The following is an 18,017-nucleotide window of genomic DNA, read 5'->3' as shown; positions in this document are numbered from 1 at the left end:
ATCCAGCACTCAACGAGCTAGGGGGTTGGCCAGGCCGGGCTGAGGCGGACCACGTCGCCGACCACGATGATGGCCGGGGGCTTGACGCCCGCCGCCGCGGCGCGGGCCGCGATCGTGGACAGGGTGCCGACCGTGACGCGCTGGCGCGGGCCGTAGCCGTCCTCGACCACGGCGGCCGGGGTGTCGGCCGGGCGGTCGGCGGTGATCAGTGCCGTCGCCGTGTCGGCCAGGTGGGTCACGCCCATGAGCAGCACGAGCGTGTGGTCGGGGCCGCCCGGCACCTGCGCGGCGCCGTCGTGCCCGGTCAGGACGCTGAAGCCGCGGGCGACGCCGCGGTGGGTCACCGGGATGCCGACGGCCGCCGGCACGGAGACCGCCGACGTCACGCCCGGCACCACCTCGACCGCGATGTCCGCCGCACGGCACGCGGCGAGCTCCTCGCCGCCGCGGCCGAACACATACGGGTCGCCGCCCTTGAGGCGCACGACGTCGCGGCCCGCCCGCGCGTGCTGGACCAGCAGCGCGTTGATCTCGTGCTGCGGCACCGGGTGGTTCCCGCTGGTCTTGCCGACGTCGATCACCTCGACCTCGGGCGCGAGCTCGTCGAGCAGGGCACGCGGGCCGAGCCGGTCCACGACGACGACGTCGGCCTGGGCCAGGACGCTCCTGCCCCGCGCCGTGATGAGGCCGGTGTCGCCCGGGCCGCCGCCGACGAGCCAGACGCGGCCGGGCGCGGCGCCGTCCGCATCCGCATCTGCCCGAGCCCGCTGACGCCGCAGCGGCAGCGCGCCCGACTGGAGCTGGCCCGCCACCGCGTCCCGGATCGCCCGCGCACGTCGCGGGTCCCGGCCGGCGGTCACGGCGACGGTCACCTCGGCGCCGTCGGTCAGGGCGGTCCGGGCCACGGCCGGGACCCACGCGCTGCCCACGGACGCGTCGCCCGCGGTGACGCAGAAGACCCGGGCGCGCTCGGCGTCGTCGGCCACCTGCTGGTCCGTGACCGCGGAACCCGTGGCTGTGTGCGCGAGCCACGCGCCGTCGAGGTCGCCCGTGCGGTACTCGCGCCGCACCCACTCGATCGTTCCTGGCTGAGGCTCGTCCACCGGGTCGAGCGTCTCCGACGCGACGGCGATCCCCTGCTCGCCGAGCACCGTATGCGGCGCAACCACGCGCACCCGCGCGCCGGCGTCGACCAGGGAACGGACGCGGCGTGTGGCGACGGGCCCGCCGCCGACCACGACGACGAGCCGGCCCGCGACCTTGAGCCCCAGCGGGTAGATGTCAGACATGGAGACCACACTCGTCCTTGTCGCGGCCGGCCCAGCGGCCCGAGCGCGCGTCCTGGCCCGGCAGCGGGCGCGCGGTGCAGGGCTCGCAGCCGACGGACGGGTAGCCGTCGGTGAGCAGCGGGTTCACGATGAGCCCGTGCCGGGCCGCGTAGTCCGCGACCTGGTCGTCCGTCCACGCCGCGATCGGGTTGATCTTCACCACGCCGTTGCGCTCGTCCCAGGACACGAGGGGCGCGTTGGCCCGCGCCACCGTCTCCTCGCGGCGCACGCCGGTGGCCCACGCCTCGTAGCCCTCCAGCGCCTTCTTCATCGGCGCGACCTTGCGCATCGCGCAGCAGGCCTCGGGGTCGGTGTCGTGCAGCCGGGGTCCGTAGGCGGCGTCCTGCTCGGCCACGGTCAGCTCGGGGCGCACGTCCACGACGTTCACGTCCAGCTCGATCTCCACGGCGCCCCGGGTGCCCAGGGTCTCCGCGAAGTGGTAGCCGGTGTCGCCGAACAGCACGTCGACGAACGGGAGCTGCTGCGCCACCAGGTGCGACAGCACGGTGTCCTGCATCGAGGAGGCCACGGCCATCCACGGCCCGAACTCGCGCACGGCCCAGGCGATGACGGCCGCGGCGTCCGCCTCGGGGCTGCCCGGGGAGGCGTGCAGCTGGGCCTGGCCGCGCTCCACGACGGCCCGCAGCTCCTCCGGCGTCCGACGGCGGCGCGTGGCCCGGGCGGCCCGGCGGGCGTCACGGGTGCTCTCGCGGGCCGCGGCGCGGGCGCGGACCCGCGCCAGGCGCGGGTTGTCGCCCGGGCCGAGCCCGGAGAGCGCGAGAGAGGAGGCGGGCGCCTCGTCGGTGGCCGTCATCGGAGGGCCTCCTCGTCGGCGCGGTGCGCCCACTGGGCGAAGGTCTCGTCGCCGTCGTGGTCGGCGTCGAACCGGCGCACGACCCGCTCCACGTAGTCGCCGATGCCGTCGGCGGTCACCTTGAGCCCGCGCACGGTGCGCCCGAGCCCGGCGTCGTCCCGGTCCGTCGAGGCCAGGCCGCCGCCCAGGTGCACCTGGAAGCCGGGCACCTGGTTGCCGTCGTCGTCCATGACGAGCTGGCCCTTGAGGCCGATGTCGGCCGTCTGGATCCGCGCGCAGGAGTTGGGGCAGCCGTTGACGTGCAGGCTCAGCGGCTTGAGGTGCGTCAGGTCCCCGAGGCGCTCCTCGAGCTGCGTGATCGCCGCGGCGGACGTCGCCTTGGTCTCGACGATCGCGAGCTTGCAGTACTCGATGCCCGTGCAGGCGATGGTGTTGCGGCGGAACGGGCTCGGCCGGGCCTGGAGACCCAGCTCGGCCAGGCCGGCCACCAGCGGCTCGACCTGCTCCTGCGCGACGTCGAGGACCAGCAGCTTCTGCTGCGGCGTCAGGCGCACCCGGCTGCTGCCGTGGGCCTCGGCGAGGTCGGCGAGCCTGGCCAGGGTCTCGCCCGACACCCGGCCGACGGTCGGCGCGGCGCCGATGTAGAACCGGCCGTCGTGCTGCTCGTGCACGCCGACGTGGTCGCCGCGCTCGTCCAGCCCCAGCGAGGCGGGCGACGGCGGGGCGACGCCCTCGGGCAGCCGGTAGCCCAGGTACTCCGACTCGAGAACTTCGCGGAACTTTTCGGTGCCCCAGTCGGCCAGCAGGAACTTCAGGCGCGCCTTGTTGCGCAGCCGGCGGTAGCCGTAGTCGCGGAAGATCCGGACCACGCCGTGCCAGACGTCGGGCGCCTGCTCCTCCGTGACGAACACGCCCAGGCGCTCCGCGAGGCGCGGCGCCGTCGAGAGCGCGCCGCCGACCCACAGGTCGTAGCCGATCCCCAGCTCGGGGTGGTCCACGGCGACGAACGAGATGTCGTTGATCTCGTGCACGACGTCGAGGCTGGGGTGGCCGGTGATCGCCGACTTGAACTTGCGCGGCAGGTTCGCCAGGGCGGGATCGCCGATGAAGCGCTCCTGGATCTGCTCGATCACGGGCGTCGGGTCGATCAGCTCGTCCTTGGCGACGCCCGCCACGGGGCTGCCGAGGATGACGCGCGGCACGTCGCCGCAGGCCTCCGTGGTGCTCAGCCCCACGGCCTCCAGCCGCCGCCAGATCTCCGGCACCGACTCGACCTCGATCCAGTGCAGCTGCAGGTTCTGCCGGTCGGTGATGTCCGCCGACCCGCGGCCGAACTCCGTGCTGATGCCTGCGATGGTGCGCAGCTGCTCGGTGGTCAGAGCGCCGCCGTCGATCCGCACGCGCAGCATGAAGAACTTGTCCTCGAGCTCGTGCGGCTCCAGCGTGGCGGTCTTGCCGCCGTCGATCCCGGGCTTGCGCTGCGTGTACAGGCCCCACCAGCGGAACCGGCCGTGCAGGTCGTCGCCGGGGATGGCGTCGAAGCCCTCCTTGGCGTAGATCCGCTCGATGCGGTCGCGGACCTCCAGCGGGTCCGACTCCTGCTTGAACTCCTCGTTGTGGTTCAGCGGCGCGGTGCCGTCGACCTTCCACTGGCCGTTCGGCCGGGCCGGGCGCTTCGACGTCGTGGGCGTGCGCCGTGCAGGGGTACGGGTCTCGGGCGGGGTGGGGGCCGTGTTCACCATGTGCGGGGTCCTGTTCGGTGCGGGGCGCGCGGGCGTGGGGCGTGCTGGGGGGAGTGGTGCGCGTCGTGCGGGCACAGGTGGCCGGTTCCCGGGGATGACCAGGGACTCAGCGCTGCGGGCCGGCGGCGCGCGCTGACCTTGCAGGGGGCGAGGGGCGCGTCAGGGCTGACAGCTGCGACAGCGGTCGCAGGCACAGGTCGGCATGGCACACATGGGCATCTCGTGACGAGCTGTCACGAGGGAGATGCGCGCTGCCTTGGTCATGGCGAAGACCGTAACCGCGGGTTCGGACGGGTGGAAGACCATGTCCATATAGTGGATGTCTATTGGGTGCATCAATGTTGCCTATGCATTTCCCGACCTAACCGGTCGGGAAACACGGCCGGGGTGTGTCCTGGTAGACCTTGTGAAAATTGTCACGACCGCGCGCGTCGCGCGGTATTCGGGCGATTCGAACCCCTGCCGCGGATAGGCTGCCGACCATGGAGTTCCTCTACAACGTCTTCGTGTTCCTGCACTTCGCGAGCTGGGCTCTCGTCTTCGGCGGCTCGATCGCGTCGCTGCGGACCAAGGCTCTCTACAAGGGTGTCTCGCACGGTGCCATGGGGGCCGTCGTCGCGGGCGTCATCATGGTCGGCATCGCCGAGATGGGCGGCCTCTGGGACGACGGTGGCCCGTCGATGGCGAAGATCGGCGTCAAGCTCGTGATCGCACTCGCCGTCGCCGTGCTGGCCGTGATCGCGGTGCGCAAGGGCGAGAACGTGTCGCAGGGCCTCAAGGGCTCCGTGCTCGGCCTCACCCTGGTGAACATCGGGGTCGCGGTCTTCTGGAACTGACACCGGGCGCGCACCGGGCAGGACGGCGTCGCTAGCGCGTCGCCACCCAGTCCCGGTGCGCTGCCAGGCTGCGGTCGAACAGTCCCCGCAGGGCGTCGTCGTTGATGCCCCGCAGCGTGATGCCCAGCGTCCGCAGGCCGTCGCGCCAGTCGTCGTACGTCGTGAGCTCGACCTGCTCGGCGCGTGACCCGGTCCGCGTGAACTGGCAGCCGCGCAGCGTCTCCGCGGCGTCGGGCAGACGGCGTTGCACCACCAGCTTGCGGGCGTACGCCCCGCCGTCCGGCGCGGTCAGCCGGCGGTGGGCGGCGTCGGCCTGCTCGGGCGTGAGCGCCTCGTCGAAGAGGTCGACGGCGCCGAAGCTGCCCTGGGCGTCGTGGTGGAACGTCCAGCCGTCGTCGCGCACGTCGAGCCGGTAGGTGAACGGGCCCTGCCGGTACTCGCCCGCGGCCAGCGGCAACGGTTCGTGCAGGCCGTCGCCGCAGCCGACGTCGGGCCACCAGACGCCGCCCGGGTTCTCCGCGGTGGGCAGCCCCCGCACGGACAGTGCCAGGTGCCCCACGTACACGTCGGCACGCTCGGCCTCGGAGTCCCAGTTGTGCCCCCACGCGGGGACGACGTCGTAGCCGAGCGCCCGCAGCGCCGTCGTCATGACGCCGTTGTGGTGGAAGCAGTAGCCCGCGTTGCCGCCCGTGGCCACGCGCGCCAGGGTCGCGGCGGCGCCGATCGCGGGCGGGTCGCCGAGCATGGTGTGCAGGTTCTCGTACGGGATGCGCTCCGCGTGCCGCCGGTGGATCTCGAACAGCGTCCCGACCGTCGCCGGGGGCCGCGCCTCCAGGCCCAGCCGGGCCAGGTAGCCGGCCGCCTCGTGCTCCATGGCGAGCAGGATATCCATCCGGGCTCGGTGTCCGATTTGCACCAGCAGGCTAGTGTGCGGCCGTGGACGTTTGGGCAGAGGTACTCGTCGGTGTCGCAATCCTGGTCGGGCTGATCGGCATCGTCGTCCAGGTGTTGCCCGGCGCCGTGCTCGTGCTGGGCGGCATCCTCGTGTGGGCCATCTTCACCGGCGGCGTCGAGGCGTGGGTCGTGTTCGGCATCGCCGCCGTCGCCATCGCCGTCGCCGAGGTGTTCCAGTGGATCCTGGCCGGCAAGCACATGCGCAAGGCCGAGGTACCGGTGCTGACGCTCGCCGTGGGCGGCATCGCGGGCATCATCGGCTTCTTCGTGGTGCCGGTGATCGGCCTGTTCCTGTTCTTCGTCGCCGCGATCTTCCTGCTGGAGTGGGCGCGCCGTAAGGACGTGTCGGCCGCGTGGGGCGCCACCAAGGCCGCCGTCCAGGCCACGCTGATCACGATCGGCGTCCAGCTCGTGGGCTCGCTGATCGCGACGGGCGCGTGGGTGGTCGGCCTCTTCATCACGGGCTGACGCCGCGGCCGGGTCGGCCGCACCGGGGTGAGCGTCGGGCCGGGCGAACGTCGGGCCGAGCCGCGAAGGTGCGCTTCTACCCAGCCATTGGGCCCGAAAACAGCGTGTTTTCGGGCCCAATGGCTGGGTAGAAGCGCACTTCGTGCCGGGGCGCGCGGGTGGGCTACGCCGCGGCAGGGGGTGGGTCGACGGCGTCAGGCGCCCGGCGTCGGGAGGTCGAAGACCAGCAGGGTGCTCGACGCCGTGGCCACCACCGCACCCGTCGCGTCCCGCACCACGCCCTCGGTGAAGCCCACGCGGGAGCCGGCCTTGACGACCGTGCCCTCGGCGGTGAGCGGCCCGCCGCCGCCGCGCACGGCCTTGACGTAGCTCACCTTGATCTCGATCGAGGTGTAGCCCTTGCCCTGCGGCAGCACCGACTGGATGGCGCAGCCGCACACCGTGTCGAGCAGCGTGCAGAGCACGCCGCCGTGGATCGTGCCGATCGGGTTGTAGCCGGACTCGTCCGGTGTGCACCGGAAGGTCACGCGCCCCTCCTCGACCTCGTCGATGTCCAGGCCGAAGTGGGAGGCGATCGGCGGCGGCGGGATGAGGCCGTCGCGCATCCGGCGCAGGAACTCGACGCCGGACGTCAGCGGTGCCTGTGCCGCGGTCCGGAGGGGGTCGTACCAGGTCAGGTCGCGGCTGCGGGGTTCGCCCCAGGCCTCGTGCGCGGTCGCGGCCTCGTGAGCGCCCGGCGCATCGGTCTGCTGTGTTTCGGACATGCTCGCAAGGGTAGTGTCCGGCTCATGCAGGCAGCCGACCTCCCCCTGATCCGCACCGTCTCCCGGCCCGCCGTCCACCCGGACGGTATGTGGGCCGTCGTGTCGGTGACCCGCCCCGACCTGGAGGCGGACGCCGTCGTCGGGCAGCTCTGGCGGGTGCCGCTGGCCCCGGCCACCGGCGCCGGTGCCGAGCCCAGCCGCCTCACCCGCGGCTTCCGCGACACCGAGCCGCGTTTCTCGCCCGACGGCGCCCTGGTCGCCTTCCTGCGCGCGCAGCCGCAGGGCGCCCCGCAGCTCTGGGTGCTCCCGGTCGGGGGCGGAGAGGCCGTGCAGGTCACGGACCGCACGCTCGGCGTGAGCGGGTTCCGCTGGTCGCCCGACGGGAGGCGCCTCGCGTTCCTGAGCCGCGAGCCCGAGCCGGGCCGCTACGGCTCGGTCGAGGGCATCGCGCCGGGGGCCGAGGGACCGCGCCGCATCACGGAGTGGAGCTGGACGCGCAACGGCCTGGGTTACCACCGCGACCGCCCGCAGCACGTGTACCTCGTCGACGTGCCCGACGTCGACGCCGAGCCCGTGGTCCAGCCCGTCGCGACCCCGCAGGGCCCGGCCGAACCACGGCCCACCGTGCCGGAACCCCGGAGGGTGACCACGGACGACGTCGACCACAGCGGGATCGCCTTCACGCCCGACGGCGGCTCGATCGCCGTGCTCGCCGAGCGTGAGCAGGGCGCGGGCCAGGTGGGCCGCAGCATCCTGCGCGTGCTGCCGTTGGCGGCCGGGGCCGCGGGCGGCGGCTCCGAGGTCGAGCTCGGGACCCTCGGTCCCCAGGCGGTCGCGTTCGGCCCGGGCGGTGAGCTGTACGTGCTCGCCCAGGACCACGGCCCCGAGGGCAAGGACTTCGTGGCCCGCAACGCCGCGCTGTACGTGCTGTCCGCGTGGGCCGACCCGGAGCCCCGGCGGCTCACCGACCCGGAGACGCAGGAGCTGGGTCACGAGCCGGTGCCGCTGGCCGACGGCGGCGTGCTGCTCGTGCTCGCGTCCCGGGGCACCCAGCAGGTGGTCCGCATCGCCGACGACGGCACCACAACCCAGCTGACCAGCGGCGACGTGCTCATCTCCGACATCGGCGTCGGGGGCGGGACGCTCGCCGTCGCCTACGGCGACGCGGGCACCTACGGCGAGGTGGGCGTCGTCGTGGACGGCGAGATCCGCCCCCGCACGGACTTCTCCGCGCCGCTGCGCGCGGCCGGCGTCGTGACCCCCACCGAGCTGACCGTGACCGGGCGCGACGGGTACCCCGTGCACGGCTGGGTCGCGGTGCCCGAGGGGACGGGCACCCACCCGACCCTGCTGATGATCCACGGTGGTCCCTACGCGTCCTACGACGTGCGGCTGTTCGACGAGACGCAGGTGCTGGTCGACGCCGGGTACGCCGTCGTCTACTGCAACCCGCGCGGCTCGGCGGGCTACGGGCAGGCGCACGGACGCACGATCAAGCAGGCGATGGGCACCGTGGACCTGCACGACGTGCTGGACTTCCTGGACGGCGCGGTCGCCGCGGACGGGCGGCTGGACGGGTCCCGCGTGGGCGTGCTCGGCGGTTCGTACGGCGGGTACCTCACGGCCTGGACCATCGCCCACGACCACCGGTTCGCGGGCGCGGTCGTGGAGCGCGGGTTCCTCGACCCCGACGTGTTCTTCGGCACCAGCGACATCGGCTCGTTCTTCGGCCTGGAGTACGTGGGCGAGAAGCCCGAGCAGGTGGCCGCGCAGTCGCCGCAGGCCGTCGTCGGGCAGGTGACGACGCCCACGCTCGTGCTGCACTCCGAGCTGGACCTGCGCTGCCCGCTGCCGCAGGCGGAGCGCTACTACTCGACGCTCAAGGGCAACGGCGTGGAGACGGAGCTGGTGGTCTTCCCGGGCGAGAACCACGAGCTGTCCCGCTCCGGGCGCCCGCGCCACAGGCAGCAGCGGTTCGAGATCATCCTCGACTGGTGGAGGCGGTACCTGCCCGTCGCCTGACGCGGAGTTGCGGCGGTCGCCCGCGGGCCGCACGTGCGGGGTCCTGGCGCGCCGCGCACACGGGTGCCCGCCACAGAGAGACCTGTGGCGGGCACCCGTGGCCGCGCAGGGGTCACGCTTCCCTGCGGGGCACGATCCGTCGTAGGGCTGCTCCGGCTGCGACGAGCGCGAACGACGCCAGTCCGAGCCACAGCAGATGCTCGGGGCCTGTGGCGGCAAGGGCTGCCGCACCGCCGCCTCCAATTGTGCTCAGTGCTGCTCCGTTGTACATGTCACCATCTCCTTTCTCGGTTCATCACGGTGTCCAGATATGCCTTTCCGTGGCATGCCTGCAGAAAGATGTCGAACGGCAGCTCGTAAAGTGTGCCGGCGATCATCTGCCTGACCAGTCCACGGTCGCGCAGAGTGATAATTCGCTCGACGACGAAAATGCCGGTCAGTGCCAGCCAGAACGGCTGGACGTTGAGTGCCCCAACTGCCACGAGAGACCAGATGATCGTCGCCAGGTAGGCCGTGGTCACCAGGACTCCCAGCATGGTCACCAGCTGTCGGCCCCAGTAGGGCGCGGTGACACGGGTGAGGCCGTACTGGACGCAGTTCTCGATCGCGCCGCGCTTCCACCGGAGGCGCTGGTTCCAGAGGTCCCGCCAGGTCGACATCACCTCTGTCGTGAGCGTGCATCCCTGGGGCGACAGGATCTTGTAGCCGAGGTGCATCAGGGCGAACGAGATCTCGTTGTCCTCCGTCAGCACCGTCGTGTCGTAGACGCCGCCGCGTCCATCGCCGGCGGGTATCTCGTGCGACAGCCTCGCCGCCCGCACACGCCGCAGCGTGGAGACGCGGAACACCGCGGCGGTGCCGGTGACGACCAGGCACTTCCCCTTCAGGCGCCGTACGTCCCGTGCATATCGCGCGTACTCGTTGCGCTGCAGGTGACCGACCAGCCCTCCGCCGTCCTGTCCGCGGAACACCCCGCCGACGGCCCCGAGCTGGTCGTCGGCGGTGAGGTGGGCGAGCGCGCTCTCGACGAACCCGGGGTCCAGCACGCTGTCGGCGTCCTGCACCAGCACGAAGTCGTCGTCTTCGAGCCGAGGAAGCACCGTGGACAGGGCCTGGTTCAGGGCCCCGGCCTTCTTGTGGGTGTTCCCGACCGTCTCGGTGACGTGGGCGCCGGTGCGCCTCGCGAGGTCGACGGTGTCGTCGGTCGAGTTGTCCGAGACAACCAGGATCTCGTCCGGCGGCCGGGTCTGGCGGCTCAGTGCCGTGACGGTCTCGGTGATGCCCTCTGACTCGTTGTGCGCCGGGATCAGGACCACGACGCGGCTGGGGGTCGGGCGGCTCGTCGGGGCCTCGGCGAGCACGGGACGGGTACGAGCCGGCTGGCGGGCTTCTACGTGGGTCATTGCGATGCTCTCCGGGAAGGGCTTCTGAACAGCGGGCGATCAATGACCGCCAAGACGCCTCCGGATGATTTCCGGAATGCGTGGTGCGGTACGGCTCATCACGAGACCCGTGGCAATGCACGGTCTTTGGTGATGTCGTGTATCTCCGCCATCCAGATGCCTCTCGCGGCTGTCTGATTGGCCTTTCTCAGCATGCTTCCCAGAACTCAAGGCCCAGCCGAAGACCCTCAAGAAAGGCTCAAGATCTTCCTTGGGCCTCTTGGGATACTTGGGGGTCCGGGTGTGGCACACAAACCCGTGAGATGGGTGAGCCGAGGTATTCACGCGGCCTTTTAAATCGTTTCCGCGGCGGAGGTGTCACCCGTGCGGTCCCCGACTCGGCGGCGGCTCGTCCGCGGCGGCACGGTGGGGATGCGGCGGGGGCGTGCGAGGATCGATCCCGTGCAGATCATCACCGCCCCGCTCGCCCGGCTCGACAGCACCATCGCCTACGGGGTCTGGAAGCTGCGTCAGGACGTCTTCGTCGTGGAGCAGGACTGCCCGTACCACGACCTCGACGGCCGCGACGTCGAGCCGGGCGCCGTGCAGGTCGTGCTGCTGGCCGAGGCCGCGCCCGACTCCGTGTCCGACGGCGGGACCCGCGTGCTCGGCACGGCGCGCGTGCTGGACGACGGCGACGTGTGGCGGATCGGCCGGGTCGCGCTGGCCAAGGAGGCCCGTGGCAAGGGCCTGTCCGACGACGTCATGCGCACGGCCCTGAAGTACATCGACGAGGCCGGCGACGACCGGGACGTCGTGCTGGACGCCCAGTCGCCGCTCACGGGCTGGTACGGCAAGCACGGGTTCGTCGCGGACGGCGACGACTTTCTCGACGACGGCATCCCGCACACGCCGATGCGGCTCGTGCGGGTGCACGCCTGAGCGGCGCACCGGCCCGAGGGTTCACCGGCTGGAGGGCGCACCCAAAAGGACTGGGCCGGCGCCGCCGTCGGGCATAGCGTCTGGCGCGTGACCGACGACGCGCACCCCGCAGAGCACATCCCCGACCTCCGTGCCCACCACCCCGGCGACGATCCCGGCGACGGCCAGTTCCCCGAGAGCGTGGCCGTGGGCTACGACGCTCCGGGCGGCGCGAACGACCCGGCGGTCGTGACGCCCGCCGTGGACCTGCTGGAGGAGCTCGCGGCCGGCGGTCCCGTGCTGGAGCTGGCGGTCGGCACCGGGCGCATCGCGGCGCCGCTGGCCGCGCGCGGCGTGCGGGTGGGCGGCATCGAGCTGAGCCGCGCCATGGCCGCGCGGATCGCCGGCAAGCCCGGCGGCGACGCCGTGGGCGTCACCATCGGCGACATGACCACCACCCGGTTCGACGGGTTCGACGGCGCCGTCCGGCCGGGCGACTTCTCCCTGGCCTACCTGGTCTTCAACACGATCAGCAACGTCACCACGCAGGACGGGCAGGTCGACGTCTTCGTCAACGCCGCCGCGCACCTACGGCCCGGCGGGCTGTTCCTGATCGAGGTGGGCGTGCCGGGCCTGCGCCGTCTGCCGCCCGGCCAGGACACGGTCCCGTTCGCCGTCGCACCCGCCGCCGGGGACACCGGCTACGTGGGCTTCGACCGGTACGACGTGGCGACCCAGCTCTTCACGTCCAACCACGTGACCGTGCGGCCCGACGGCACCGGGCAGTTCCGCTCGGTGCCGTTCCGGTACGCCTGGCCCGCCGAGATGGACCTCATGGCGCGGATCGCCGGCCTCCGGCTCCGGCACCGCTGGGCGGGCTGGGACCGGTCGCCGTTCACCGCGGACTCCGAGAACCACGTCTCGGTGTGGGAGAAGGCCTGACCCGAGCGGGCCGGGTCCCGGGGCCTCAGTAGGCTCCGCGACCCGAGACCACGGCGCGGGCGGTCTGCCCGAGGATCGCCAGGTCCTGCAGCGGCGTCCAGTTCTCGGCGTAGTAGACGTCGAGGCGGACCGCCTCCTCCCAGGGCAGGTCGGACCGGCCGGAGACCTGCCACATGCCCGTCATCCCGGGCTTGACCAGCAGCCGGCGCCGCATGCGCTCCTCGTACGCCGCGACCTCGTGCGGCAGGGCCGGCCGGGGCCCCACGAGGCTCATGTGGCCGACGAGCACGTTGAGGAGCTGGGGCAGCTCGTCGAGCGAGTACCGGCGCAGCACCCGGCCCACGCGGGTGATGCGCGGGTCGGTGCGCATCTTGAACAAGGGGCCCGCCGCCTCGTTGTCCGCGGTCAGCGCCTTGACCTCCCGGTCGGCGCCCACGCGCATGGTGCGGAACTTGAACATCCGGAAGATCTTGCCGTCCCGGCCCACGCGCTCCGACAGGTAGAACAGGGGGCCCTTGCTGGTCAGCGCGACGGCCAGCCCCACGCCGAGCAGCACCGGCGACACGAGCACCGTGATCGCGGCGGCGAGCACCCAGTCGATGCCCTGTTTCACGCGGAACTTGTGCCCCCGGAACCGCGGCGCGGCCACGTGCAGCAGCGAGATGCCCGCCGCCGGGGAGACGCTGATCCGGGCCGCCGAGACGTCGGCGAGCTCGGTGGTGAGCATGAGGTCGACGCCGACCCGTTCGAGCTGCCAGCCGAGCTGGCGCACCAGGTCCGTGGTGATGCTGCCGGACGCGCTCACCGCCACGGCGCTCGCGCGGACCAGGGCGGCGGCCTCGCCGACGCGGGACAGGTCACCGAGCACCGGCACGCCGCCCACCTCGTCGCCGGGCAGCCCGTCGCGCGGCGGCGTCCCGCCGGGGGCCGTCTCACCGGCCGGGGTCTCGGCGGACGGCAGGCAGGCGCCCACCACCACGAAGCCCTTGTGCGGTGAGCCGTTGAGCCGGCGGATCACGCGCTCGGCCTGCTCACGGTGCCCCACCACCAGGACGGGCGTCATGCAGCCCGTGCCGCGTCGCCGCGTGCGGGCCACCCACTGGCGCCAGGCGTAGCGCGAGCCGATCAGCCCTGCGAGGCCGAGCGGCAGCACCACGGCCTGCGCCAGCACGTCCTGGGGCTCGACCGACCCGGTGAGCCAGGCGGCGAGCACGAGCAGGCTCACCGCCGTGCAGGTGGCGCCGAAGATGCGCCGGTACTCCGTGTGGTCGCGGCCCACCACCCGCAGGTCGTACGAGCTGCGCGCGGCCACCGCCCCGATCCAGACCACAGCGACCAGGGCTGACACGGCGAGGGACCGGAGCGGTCCGGGGTGCCCGGGGGAGCCGGACAGGAGAGTCGCGTCGAGCACCGACGCGAGGATCACCGAGGCGAGGACGACGGCCGTGTCCGTGTAGCGCAGCCGTGCGCGATATCGCACCTGCCACTGCGGGTGAGCGCGCCGTGCGCGGACGTCGTGAAAACCGCGCGACGTCGCATTCTTCACCCTTTTCTCGGTGGTCTGCGGGCGAATTTCGAAACCGCCACCTATCGTCTGGCTCGCCACGTCGATTCCTTCCTTCCCTCTGGCCAGGAATGAGTTTCGGGCGCAGTCGATCGCGACGCGTCGACGCGCCCTGGTGGAGCCGGGGGGTGGTGGTCCGGGCCTTGCAACAGCAGCCTCGGGGCGTTGTGTGTGCCCGGTTCTCGTTGCTATTCCTTGATCACGATAATATGAGGGTCACCGTATTCTGTCGTGCCCCAGGTGCCATTTTCCGAGGCCTTCACCCGTCACTTCACCCTTTTCGATGAAAGGGTGAGACGGTGGGCTGGGAAAGAAATAACTGAGCATCGTTCAGTGGCGAAAAGAAGCGTTCGACGGCGCTTCGCGGAGCGTCCCGCCGGTCTCCGTGAACTCGTCCCCGGTGACGGGACATCGCCAGCCGTCCCCCGTGGTGCGCTCCAGCGGCACGCCGGCACGGCCGACCCAGCGGATGCGCCTCGCCGGCACCCCGGCCACGAGCGCGAAGTCCGGCACGTCGGCGGTCACGACGGCACCCGCCGCGACGGTCGCCCAGCGGCCGACCGTCACCGGCGCCACGCACACCGCCCGGGCGCCGATCGCGGCGCCGGTGCGGATCGTGACGCCGACGGCCTGCCAGTCGTCGGTGGTCTTGACGGTCCCGTCGGGCGTGATGGCCCGCGGGTAGAGGTCGTTGGTCAGCACGGCGGCGGGGCCGACGAACACGCCGTCCTCCAGGACCGCCGGCTCGTAGACGAGGGCGTAGTTCTGGAGCTTGCAACCGTCGCCGACGCGCACGCCGGGCCCTACATAGGCGCCTCGCCCCACGATGCAGCCGGACCCCACGACGGCGTCCTCGCGCACCTGGGCCAGGTGCCAGATGGTGGTGCCGTCGCCGATCGTGGCGCGCTCGTCGACGTCCGCGGTGTCCAGGACCCGCGCTGCCCCCTGCTCACCGGTGCTCATGGCGTTCCCGTCACCGCGCCCGCGCGCCGACGAACGCGTGCAGGCTGCCCGCGGTCTCCAGCAGCCCGCCGGCGAGCTCGTCGTCGTCCACGGTGATCCCGAACCGGTCCTCGAGGGCGGTCACGAGCTCCAGGACGGCCAGCGAGTCGAGCTCGGGCAGGTCGCCGAAGAGGGGGGTGCCGGCGTCGAAGGTGCTCACGCGGTCCTCGATCCCGAGCACCTTGCCGAGCACCTCGAGCACGTCGGAGAGGGTCACCTCGCCGGTGGCGTCGTCTGTCACGTCGCTGCTCATCATGTCTCTCCTGTCAGGGGTTGGTGCCGGGCCTCGGGCCAGGCATCAGACCAGGACCTCGGCGGGTGCCGGGTGGCCCAGGAAGGCGGTCGGGCTGGCGGTGAGGCCGTAGGCCCCCGCCTGGAGCACGACCACGAGGTCGTCGGGTTCCGCCCGGGGCAGGGGGACGTCGTCGGCCAGCAGGTCGAGCGGGGTGCACAGGCAGCCGACGACGGTCGCCTGCTCGGTCTCCGACGACGCCATCCTGTTGCCGACGAGGACCGGGTAGTTGCGCCGGATCACCTGCCCGAGGTTCCCGGACGCGGCGAGCTGGTGGTGCATGCCGCCGTCGACCACCAGGTAGGTGCGGCCGCGGGAGACCTTGCGGTCGATCACGCGGGTCACGTAGCTGCCGGCCTCGCCCACGAGGTAGCGGCCCAGCTCGATGTGCACGTCGGCGTCGGGCAGCGCCGGGGCGATCTGCCCGGCGACCACGGCCGCGAGGTTCTCGCCCACGCGGGCGAGGTCGACGGGCCGGTCCTTGGGGAAGTACGGGATGCCCAGGCCGCCGCCCAGGTTCACGTACCGCACCGGCCCGGACGCGTGCTCGGCGAGCGCGACGACCAGGTCGGCCGTGGCGCGCTGCGCGCCGGCGATGAGCTCCGCGTCGAGGTTCTGGGACCCCGCGAAGACGTGGAACCCGACCATGTCGACGCCGGTCGTGCCGAGGTACCGGAGCAGGTCGGGGACCTGCTCGGCGTCCACACCGAACTGCTGCGGGCCGCCGGACATGCGCATCCCCGAGCCGCGTACCGCGAAGTCGGGGTTCACGCGGATCGCCACCCGGGGGACGACGCCGAGCGCGTCCCCGGCCGCGACGACCCGCCGGGCCTCGGTCTGCGACTCGAGCTCGACGAGCACGCCCGCCGCGACCGCCGAGCGGATCTCCTCGGGGGTCTTGCCCGGACCCGCGAAGCTGATCCGGTGCGGGTCGGTCCCCGTGTCCAGGGCGGTGTGCATCTCGTGCGCGGAGGCGACGTCGAGCGCGTCGACCAGGCCGGCCAGGTGCTGCACCACGGCGGGCATGGGGTTGGCCTTGACGGCGTACCCGAGCCGCACCGCGTCGCCGAGCGCGGCCTTGACCTCGCGGACCCGGTCGGTGATGCGCTGCCGGTCGTACGCGAAGAACGGCGTGGACCCGACCCGGGCGGCCAGGCGCGTCAGGGGCACCCCGCCCACGAGGATCTCGTCGCCCGAGACGGGCACGGCCGCCACGGCGGGGTGCGGCGCGACCAGCGGCTGCGCGGTCACTCGGCCACCTCCGCGACCAGCCCCGCACGGATCGCCGGGCGGTCCAGCTTGCCGTTGGGGTTGCGGGGGAACGCGGCGGCCACGTGGACCTCCGCCGGCAGCATGAAGGTGGGCAGCGTCTGCCGCATCTCCTTGAGCAGCCGGTCGGTGTCGACGGGCTCCGGAGCCAGCGCGGCGAGCGCGATCCGCTGCCCCAGCCGGGCGTCCGGCACGCCGACGGCGACCGCCTCGCGCACCAGGCCGGTGGCCAGCGCCGCCTCCTCCACCTCGGTGGGGCTCACGCGGTACCCGGAGGTCTTGATCATCTCGTCGGCGCGGCCCACGAAGTACAGGTAGCCCTCGGCGTCGCGCACCACGGTGTCGCCCGACCACACGGCGGGCTCCGGCACGGCACGCCACGGCTCGTCGTACCCGGGCACGGGGCGGAACCGCGCCGCCGTCCGCTCCGGGTCGTTCCAGTAGCCGAGCGCGACCAGGCTGCCGCGGTGGACCAGCTCGCCCGGCTCGTCGGGAGCGCAGGGAGTGCCGTCCGGGCGGAGCACCAGCACCTCCGCGTTCGGGATCGCCCGTCCGATCGAGTCGGGGCGCGCGTCGACCTGCGTCGGGTCGAGGTAGGTGGACCGGAACGACTCGGTCAGCCCGTACATCAGGTACGGCGCGGCCGCGGGGAACAGGTCGCGCAGCTCGCGCAGGAGGGCGCCGGACATGTGCCCGCCGGTGTTGGCGAAGTAGCGCAGCGCGAAGCGGGCGGCCGACGGCCACTCGACGGCCGCGAGCTGCGTCCACAGGGGCGGCACGCCGGTGATGCCGGTGACGCCGTACTTCTCGCACGCGGCGGTGACGTTCCGGGGGAGCAGGTAGTCGAGCAGCACCGCGTGGGCGCCGACGGCGAAGGCGGTGGTGAGCTGGCTGAGGCCGGCGTCGAAGCTGAGCGGCAGCACGGCGAGCAGCACGTCGTCGGCCGTGTTGTGCAGGTAGCCGGAGACGCTGGTGGCGCCCACGACCAGGTTGCGGTGCGACAGGACCACGCCTTTGGGGGCGCCGGTGCTGCCGGACGTGTACAGGATCGCCGCGATGTCGGTGTCGGGGCCGGACGGCGCGGGGTCGGCGGGCACCGGTTCGGCGTCAGGCACAGCGTCGTCGGGCACCGTGCCGTCGGACGCCCCGGCCCAGCGCTGCACCGTCAGGCCGGGCAGGCGGGGCAGCTCGTCCCGCACGCTGCCGTCGGCCGGGTCCACGAGCAGCACGGTGGTCAATGCGGTGTCGCCGAGGTGGTCGCGGACGGCGCTCAGCCGGCCGGGCGAGGTGACGAGCACCCGGGCGCCGGAGTCGCGCACGACGTGGGCGACCTGCCTGCCCTTCAGGAGCGGGTTGACCGGGACGAAGACGGCGCCGGCCACGGAGGTCCCCCACAGGGCCTCGACCGTCTCGAACCTCTTCTCCAGGAAGACGGCCACCCGGTCGTGGCGGGCCACGCCGAGACCGGCGAGGCGCGCCGCCGCCCGGCGCACGCCCTGCCACAGCTGCGCGTACGTCAGGGTCGCGTCCCGGGCCGACAGCGCGGGGGCGCCGGGCCGCAGGCGCGCCTGTTGCTCGAGGTGCTGATGGATGGTCGTCACGAAGATCACGGTAAAGCGCGAACGACGATTCTCGTCAGGTCGGTGACGGGTGAATAGGGCCAAAAAGCGGGTGAACCCAGAATGGGTGAAAAAAGGATCGCGGGGTGCCGTACGGG

General features: G+C 72.7%; 16 protein-coding genes. 5 read left to right on the top strand and 11 right to left on the bottom strand.

Annotated features, from left to right (window positions below):
* Positions 1 to 17 precede the first annotated feature (17 nt).
* The 3 genes from cobA to AB0I29_RS10650 are packed head-to-tail and all read right to left on the bottom strand — an operon-like array spanning position 18 to position 3,884.
* A complete protein-coding gene (cobA, locus tag AB0I29_RS10660; protein WP_357481344.1) occupies positions 18 to 1,289 on the bottom strand; it encodes a uroporphyrinogen-III C-methyltransferase in 1,272 nt (423 codons plus the stop codon).
* Entirely contained in the window at positions 1,282 to 2,142 is an 861-nt protein-coding gene (locus tag AB0I29_RS10655) for a phosphoadenylyl-sulfate reductase (RefSeq protein WP_357481341.1), read from the bottom strand. The genes cobA and AB0I29_RS10655 overlap by 8 nt, the downstream gene beginning before the upstream one ends.
* Complete coding sequence (locus AB0I29_RS10650) at positions 2,139 to 3,884, bottom strand: nitrite/sulfite reductase (RefSeq protein WP_357481338.1); 1,746 nt, start codon at positions 3,882 to 3,884, stop codon at positions 2,139 to 2,141. The genes AB0I29_RS10655 and AB0I29_RS10650 overlap by 4 nt, the downstream gene beginning before the upstream one ends.
* Positions 3,885 to 4,366: 482 nt before the next feature.
* Between AB0I29_RS10650 and AB0I29_RS10645 the strand changes: the two genes are divergently transcribed.
* Positions 4,367 to 4,720, top strand: a complete 354-nt coding sequence (locus AB0I29_RS10645; protein ID WP_285101147.1) for a hypothetical protein — start codon at positions 4,367 to 4,369, stop codon at positions 4,718 to 4,720.
* Positions 4,721 to 4,751: 31 nt separating this feature from the next.
* Here the strand turns inward: AB0I29_RS10645 and AB0I29_RS10640 are convergent, their stop codons facing one another.
* Complete coding sequence (locus tag AB0I29_RS10640) at positions 4,752 to 5,612, bottom strand: arylamine N-acetyltransferase (protein ID WP_357481335.1); 861 nt, start codon at positions 5,610 to 5,612, stop codon at positions 4,752 to 4,754.
* Between the two features lie 44 nt (positions 5,613 to 5,656).
* On the opposite strand from AB0I29_RS10640, the gene AB0I29_RS10635 reads away from it, so the two are divergent.
* The gene (locus AB0I29_RS10635) at positions 5,657 to 6,142 is read left to right on the top strand and encodes a DUF456 domain-containing protein (RefSeq protein WP_285101150.1); all 486 of its coding nucleotides are present in this window, start codon (positions 5,657 to 5,659) and stop codon (positions 6,140 to 6,142) included.
* A gap of 194 nt (positions 6,143 to 6,336) precedes the next feature.
* Here AB0I29_RS10635 and AB0I29_RS10630 read toward each other — a convergent pair whose 3' ends face one another.
* The gene (locus AB0I29_RS10630; protein WP_285101151.1) at positions 6,337 to 6,906 is read right to left on the bottom strand and encodes a PaaI family thioesterase; all 570 of its coding nucleotides are present in this window, start codon (positions 6,904 to 6,906) and stop codon (positions 6,337 to 6,339) included.
* 24 nt (positions 6,907 to 6,930) lie between these two features.
* Here AB0I29_RS10630 and AB0I29_RS10625 point away from each other — a divergent pair, with 24 nt between their 5' ends.
* On the top strand, positions 6,931 to 8,928 hold the full coding sequence (locus AB0I29_RS10625) for a S9 family peptidase (protein ID WP_357481331.1): 1,998 nt from the start codon (positions 6,931 to 6,933) through the stop codon (positions 8,926 to 8,928).
* Positions 8,929 to 9,200: 272 nt separating this feature from the next.
* Here AB0I29_RS10625 and AB0I29_RS10620 read toward each other — a convergent pair whose 3' ends face one another.
* Positions 9,201 to 10,331: a glycosyltransferase family 2 protein gene (locus AB0I29_RS10620; RefSeq protein WP_357481328.1), complete on the bottom strand. Its 1,131-nt coding sequence runs from the start codon at positions 10,329 to 10,331 to the stop codon at positions 9,201 to 9,203.
* A 441-nt stretch (positions 10,332 to 10,772) separates the two neighbouring features.
* Here AB0I29_RS10620 and AB0I29_RS10615 point away from each other — a divergent pair, with 441 nt between their 5' ends.
* Together AB0I29_RS10615 and AB0I29_RS10610 are read left to right on the top strand one after the other, a co-directional pair.
* The gene (locus tag AB0I29_RS10615) at positions 10,773 to 11,252 is read left to right on the top strand and encodes a GNAT family N-acetyltransferase (protein WP_285101154.1); all 480 of its coding nucleotides are present in this window, start codon (positions 10,773 to 10,775) and stop codon (positions 11,250 to 11,252) included.
* Between the two features lie 87 nt (positions 11,253 to 11,339).
* Positions 11,340 to 12,173 (top strand): methyltransferase domain-containing protein, encoded by an 834-nt coding sequence (locus AB0I29_RS10610; protein ID WP_357481325.1) that lies wholly within the window; start codon positions 11,340 to 11,342, stop codon positions 12,171 to 12,173.
* 25 nt (positions 12,174 to 12,198) lie between these two features.
* On the opposite strand, the gene AB0I29_RS10605 is transcribed toward AB0I29_RS10610, so the two are convergent.
* From AB0I29_RS10605 to AB0I29_RS10585, 5 genes are all read right to left on the bottom strand, one after another.
* Entirely contained in the window at positions 12,199 to 13,653 is a 1,455-nt protein-coding gene (locus AB0I29_RS10605; protein WP_285101156.1) for a sugar transferase, read from the bottom strand.
* A gap of 414 nt (positions 13,654 to 14,067) precedes the next feature.
* Entirely contained in the window at positions 14,068 to 14,700 is a 633-nt protein-coding gene (locus AB0I29_RS10600; RefSeq protein WP_357481321.1) for an acyltransferase, read from the bottom strand.
* 10 nt (positions 14,701 to 14,710) lie between these two features.
* Positions 14,711 to 14,992 carry an acyl carrier protein gene (locus AB0I29_RS10595; RefSeq protein ID WP_285101158.1) on the bottom strand — a complete coding sequence of 94 codons (282 nt, stop codon included), beginning with the start codon at positions 14,990 to 14,992 and terminating at the stop codon, positions 14,711 to 14,713.
* A gap of 45 nt (positions 14,993 to 15,037) precedes the next feature.
* A complete protein-coding gene (locus AB0I29_RS10590) occupies positions 15,038 to 16,282 on the bottom strand; it encodes a pyridoxal-dependent decarboxylase, exosortase A system-associated (protein WP_357481318.1) in 1,245 nt (414 codons plus the stop codon).
* On the bottom strand, positions 16,279 to 17,901 hold the full coding sequence (locus AB0I29_RS10585) for an acyl-CoA ligase (AMP-forming), exosortase A system-associated (RefSeq protein ID WP_357481315.1): 1,623 nt from the start codon (positions 17,899 to 17,901) through the stop codon (positions 16,279 to 16,281). Before AB0I29_RS10585 ends, AB0I29_RS10590 begins: the two co-directional genes overlap by 4 nt.
* Positions 17,902 to 18,017 lie beyond the last annotated feature (116 nt).

Source organism: Promicromonospora sp. NPDC050262, from assembly GCF_040655935.1.
Lineage (GTDB): Bacteria > Actinomycetota > Actinomycetes > Actinomycetales > Cellulomonadaceae > Promicromonospora.
The sequence above is the reverse complement of the archived record's forward strand: the minus strand, read 5'-3'. Positions and strand labels throughout refer to the sequence as shown.

Excerpts from the sequence above, each read along its gene's own strand:
- AB0I29_RS10620 (WP_357481328.1), bottom strand. The coding sequence starts at position 10,331 with ATGACCCACGTAGAAGCCCGCCAGCCGGCTCGTACCCGTCCCGTGCTC.
- cobA (WP_357481344.1), bottom strand. The coding sequence starts at position 1,289 with ATGTCTGACATCTACCCGCTGGGGCTCAAGGTCGCGGGCCGGCTCGTC.
- AB0I29_RS10655 (WP_357481341.1), bottom strand. The coding sequence starts at position 2,142 with ATGACGGCCACCGACGAGGCGCCCGCCTCCTCTCTCGCGCTCTCCGGG.
- AB0I29_RS10640 (WP_357481335.1), bottom strand. The coding sequence starts at position 5,612 with ATGGATATCCTGCTCGCCATGGAGCACGAGGCGGCCGGCTACCTGGCC.
- AB0I29_RS10630 (WP_285101151.1), bottom strand. The coding sequence starts at position 6,906 with ATGTCCGAAACACAGCAGACCGATGCGCCGGGCGCTCACGAGGCCGCG.
- AB0I29_RS10595 (WP_285101158.1), bottom strand. The coding sequence starts at position 14,992 with ATGAGCAGCGACGTGACAGACGACGCCACCGGCGAGGTGACCCTCTCC.
- AB0I29_RS10600 (WP_357481321.1), bottom strand. The coding sequence starts at position 14,700 with ATGAGCACCGGTGAGCAGGGGGCAGCGCGGGTCCTGGACACCGCGGAC.
- AB0I29_RS10650 (WP_357481338.1), bottom strand. The coding sequence starts at position 3,884 with ATGGTGAACACGGCCCCCACCCCGCCCGAGACCCGTACCCCTGCACGG.
- AB0I29_RS10645 (WP_285101147.1), top strand. The coding sequence starts at position 4,367 with ATGGAGTTCCTCTACAACGTCTTCGTGTTCCTGCACTTCGCGAGCTGG.
- AB0I29_RS10625 (WP_357481331.1), top strand. The coding sequence starts at position 6,931 with ATGCAGGCAGCCGACCTCCCCCTGATCCGCACCGTCTCCCGGCCCGCC.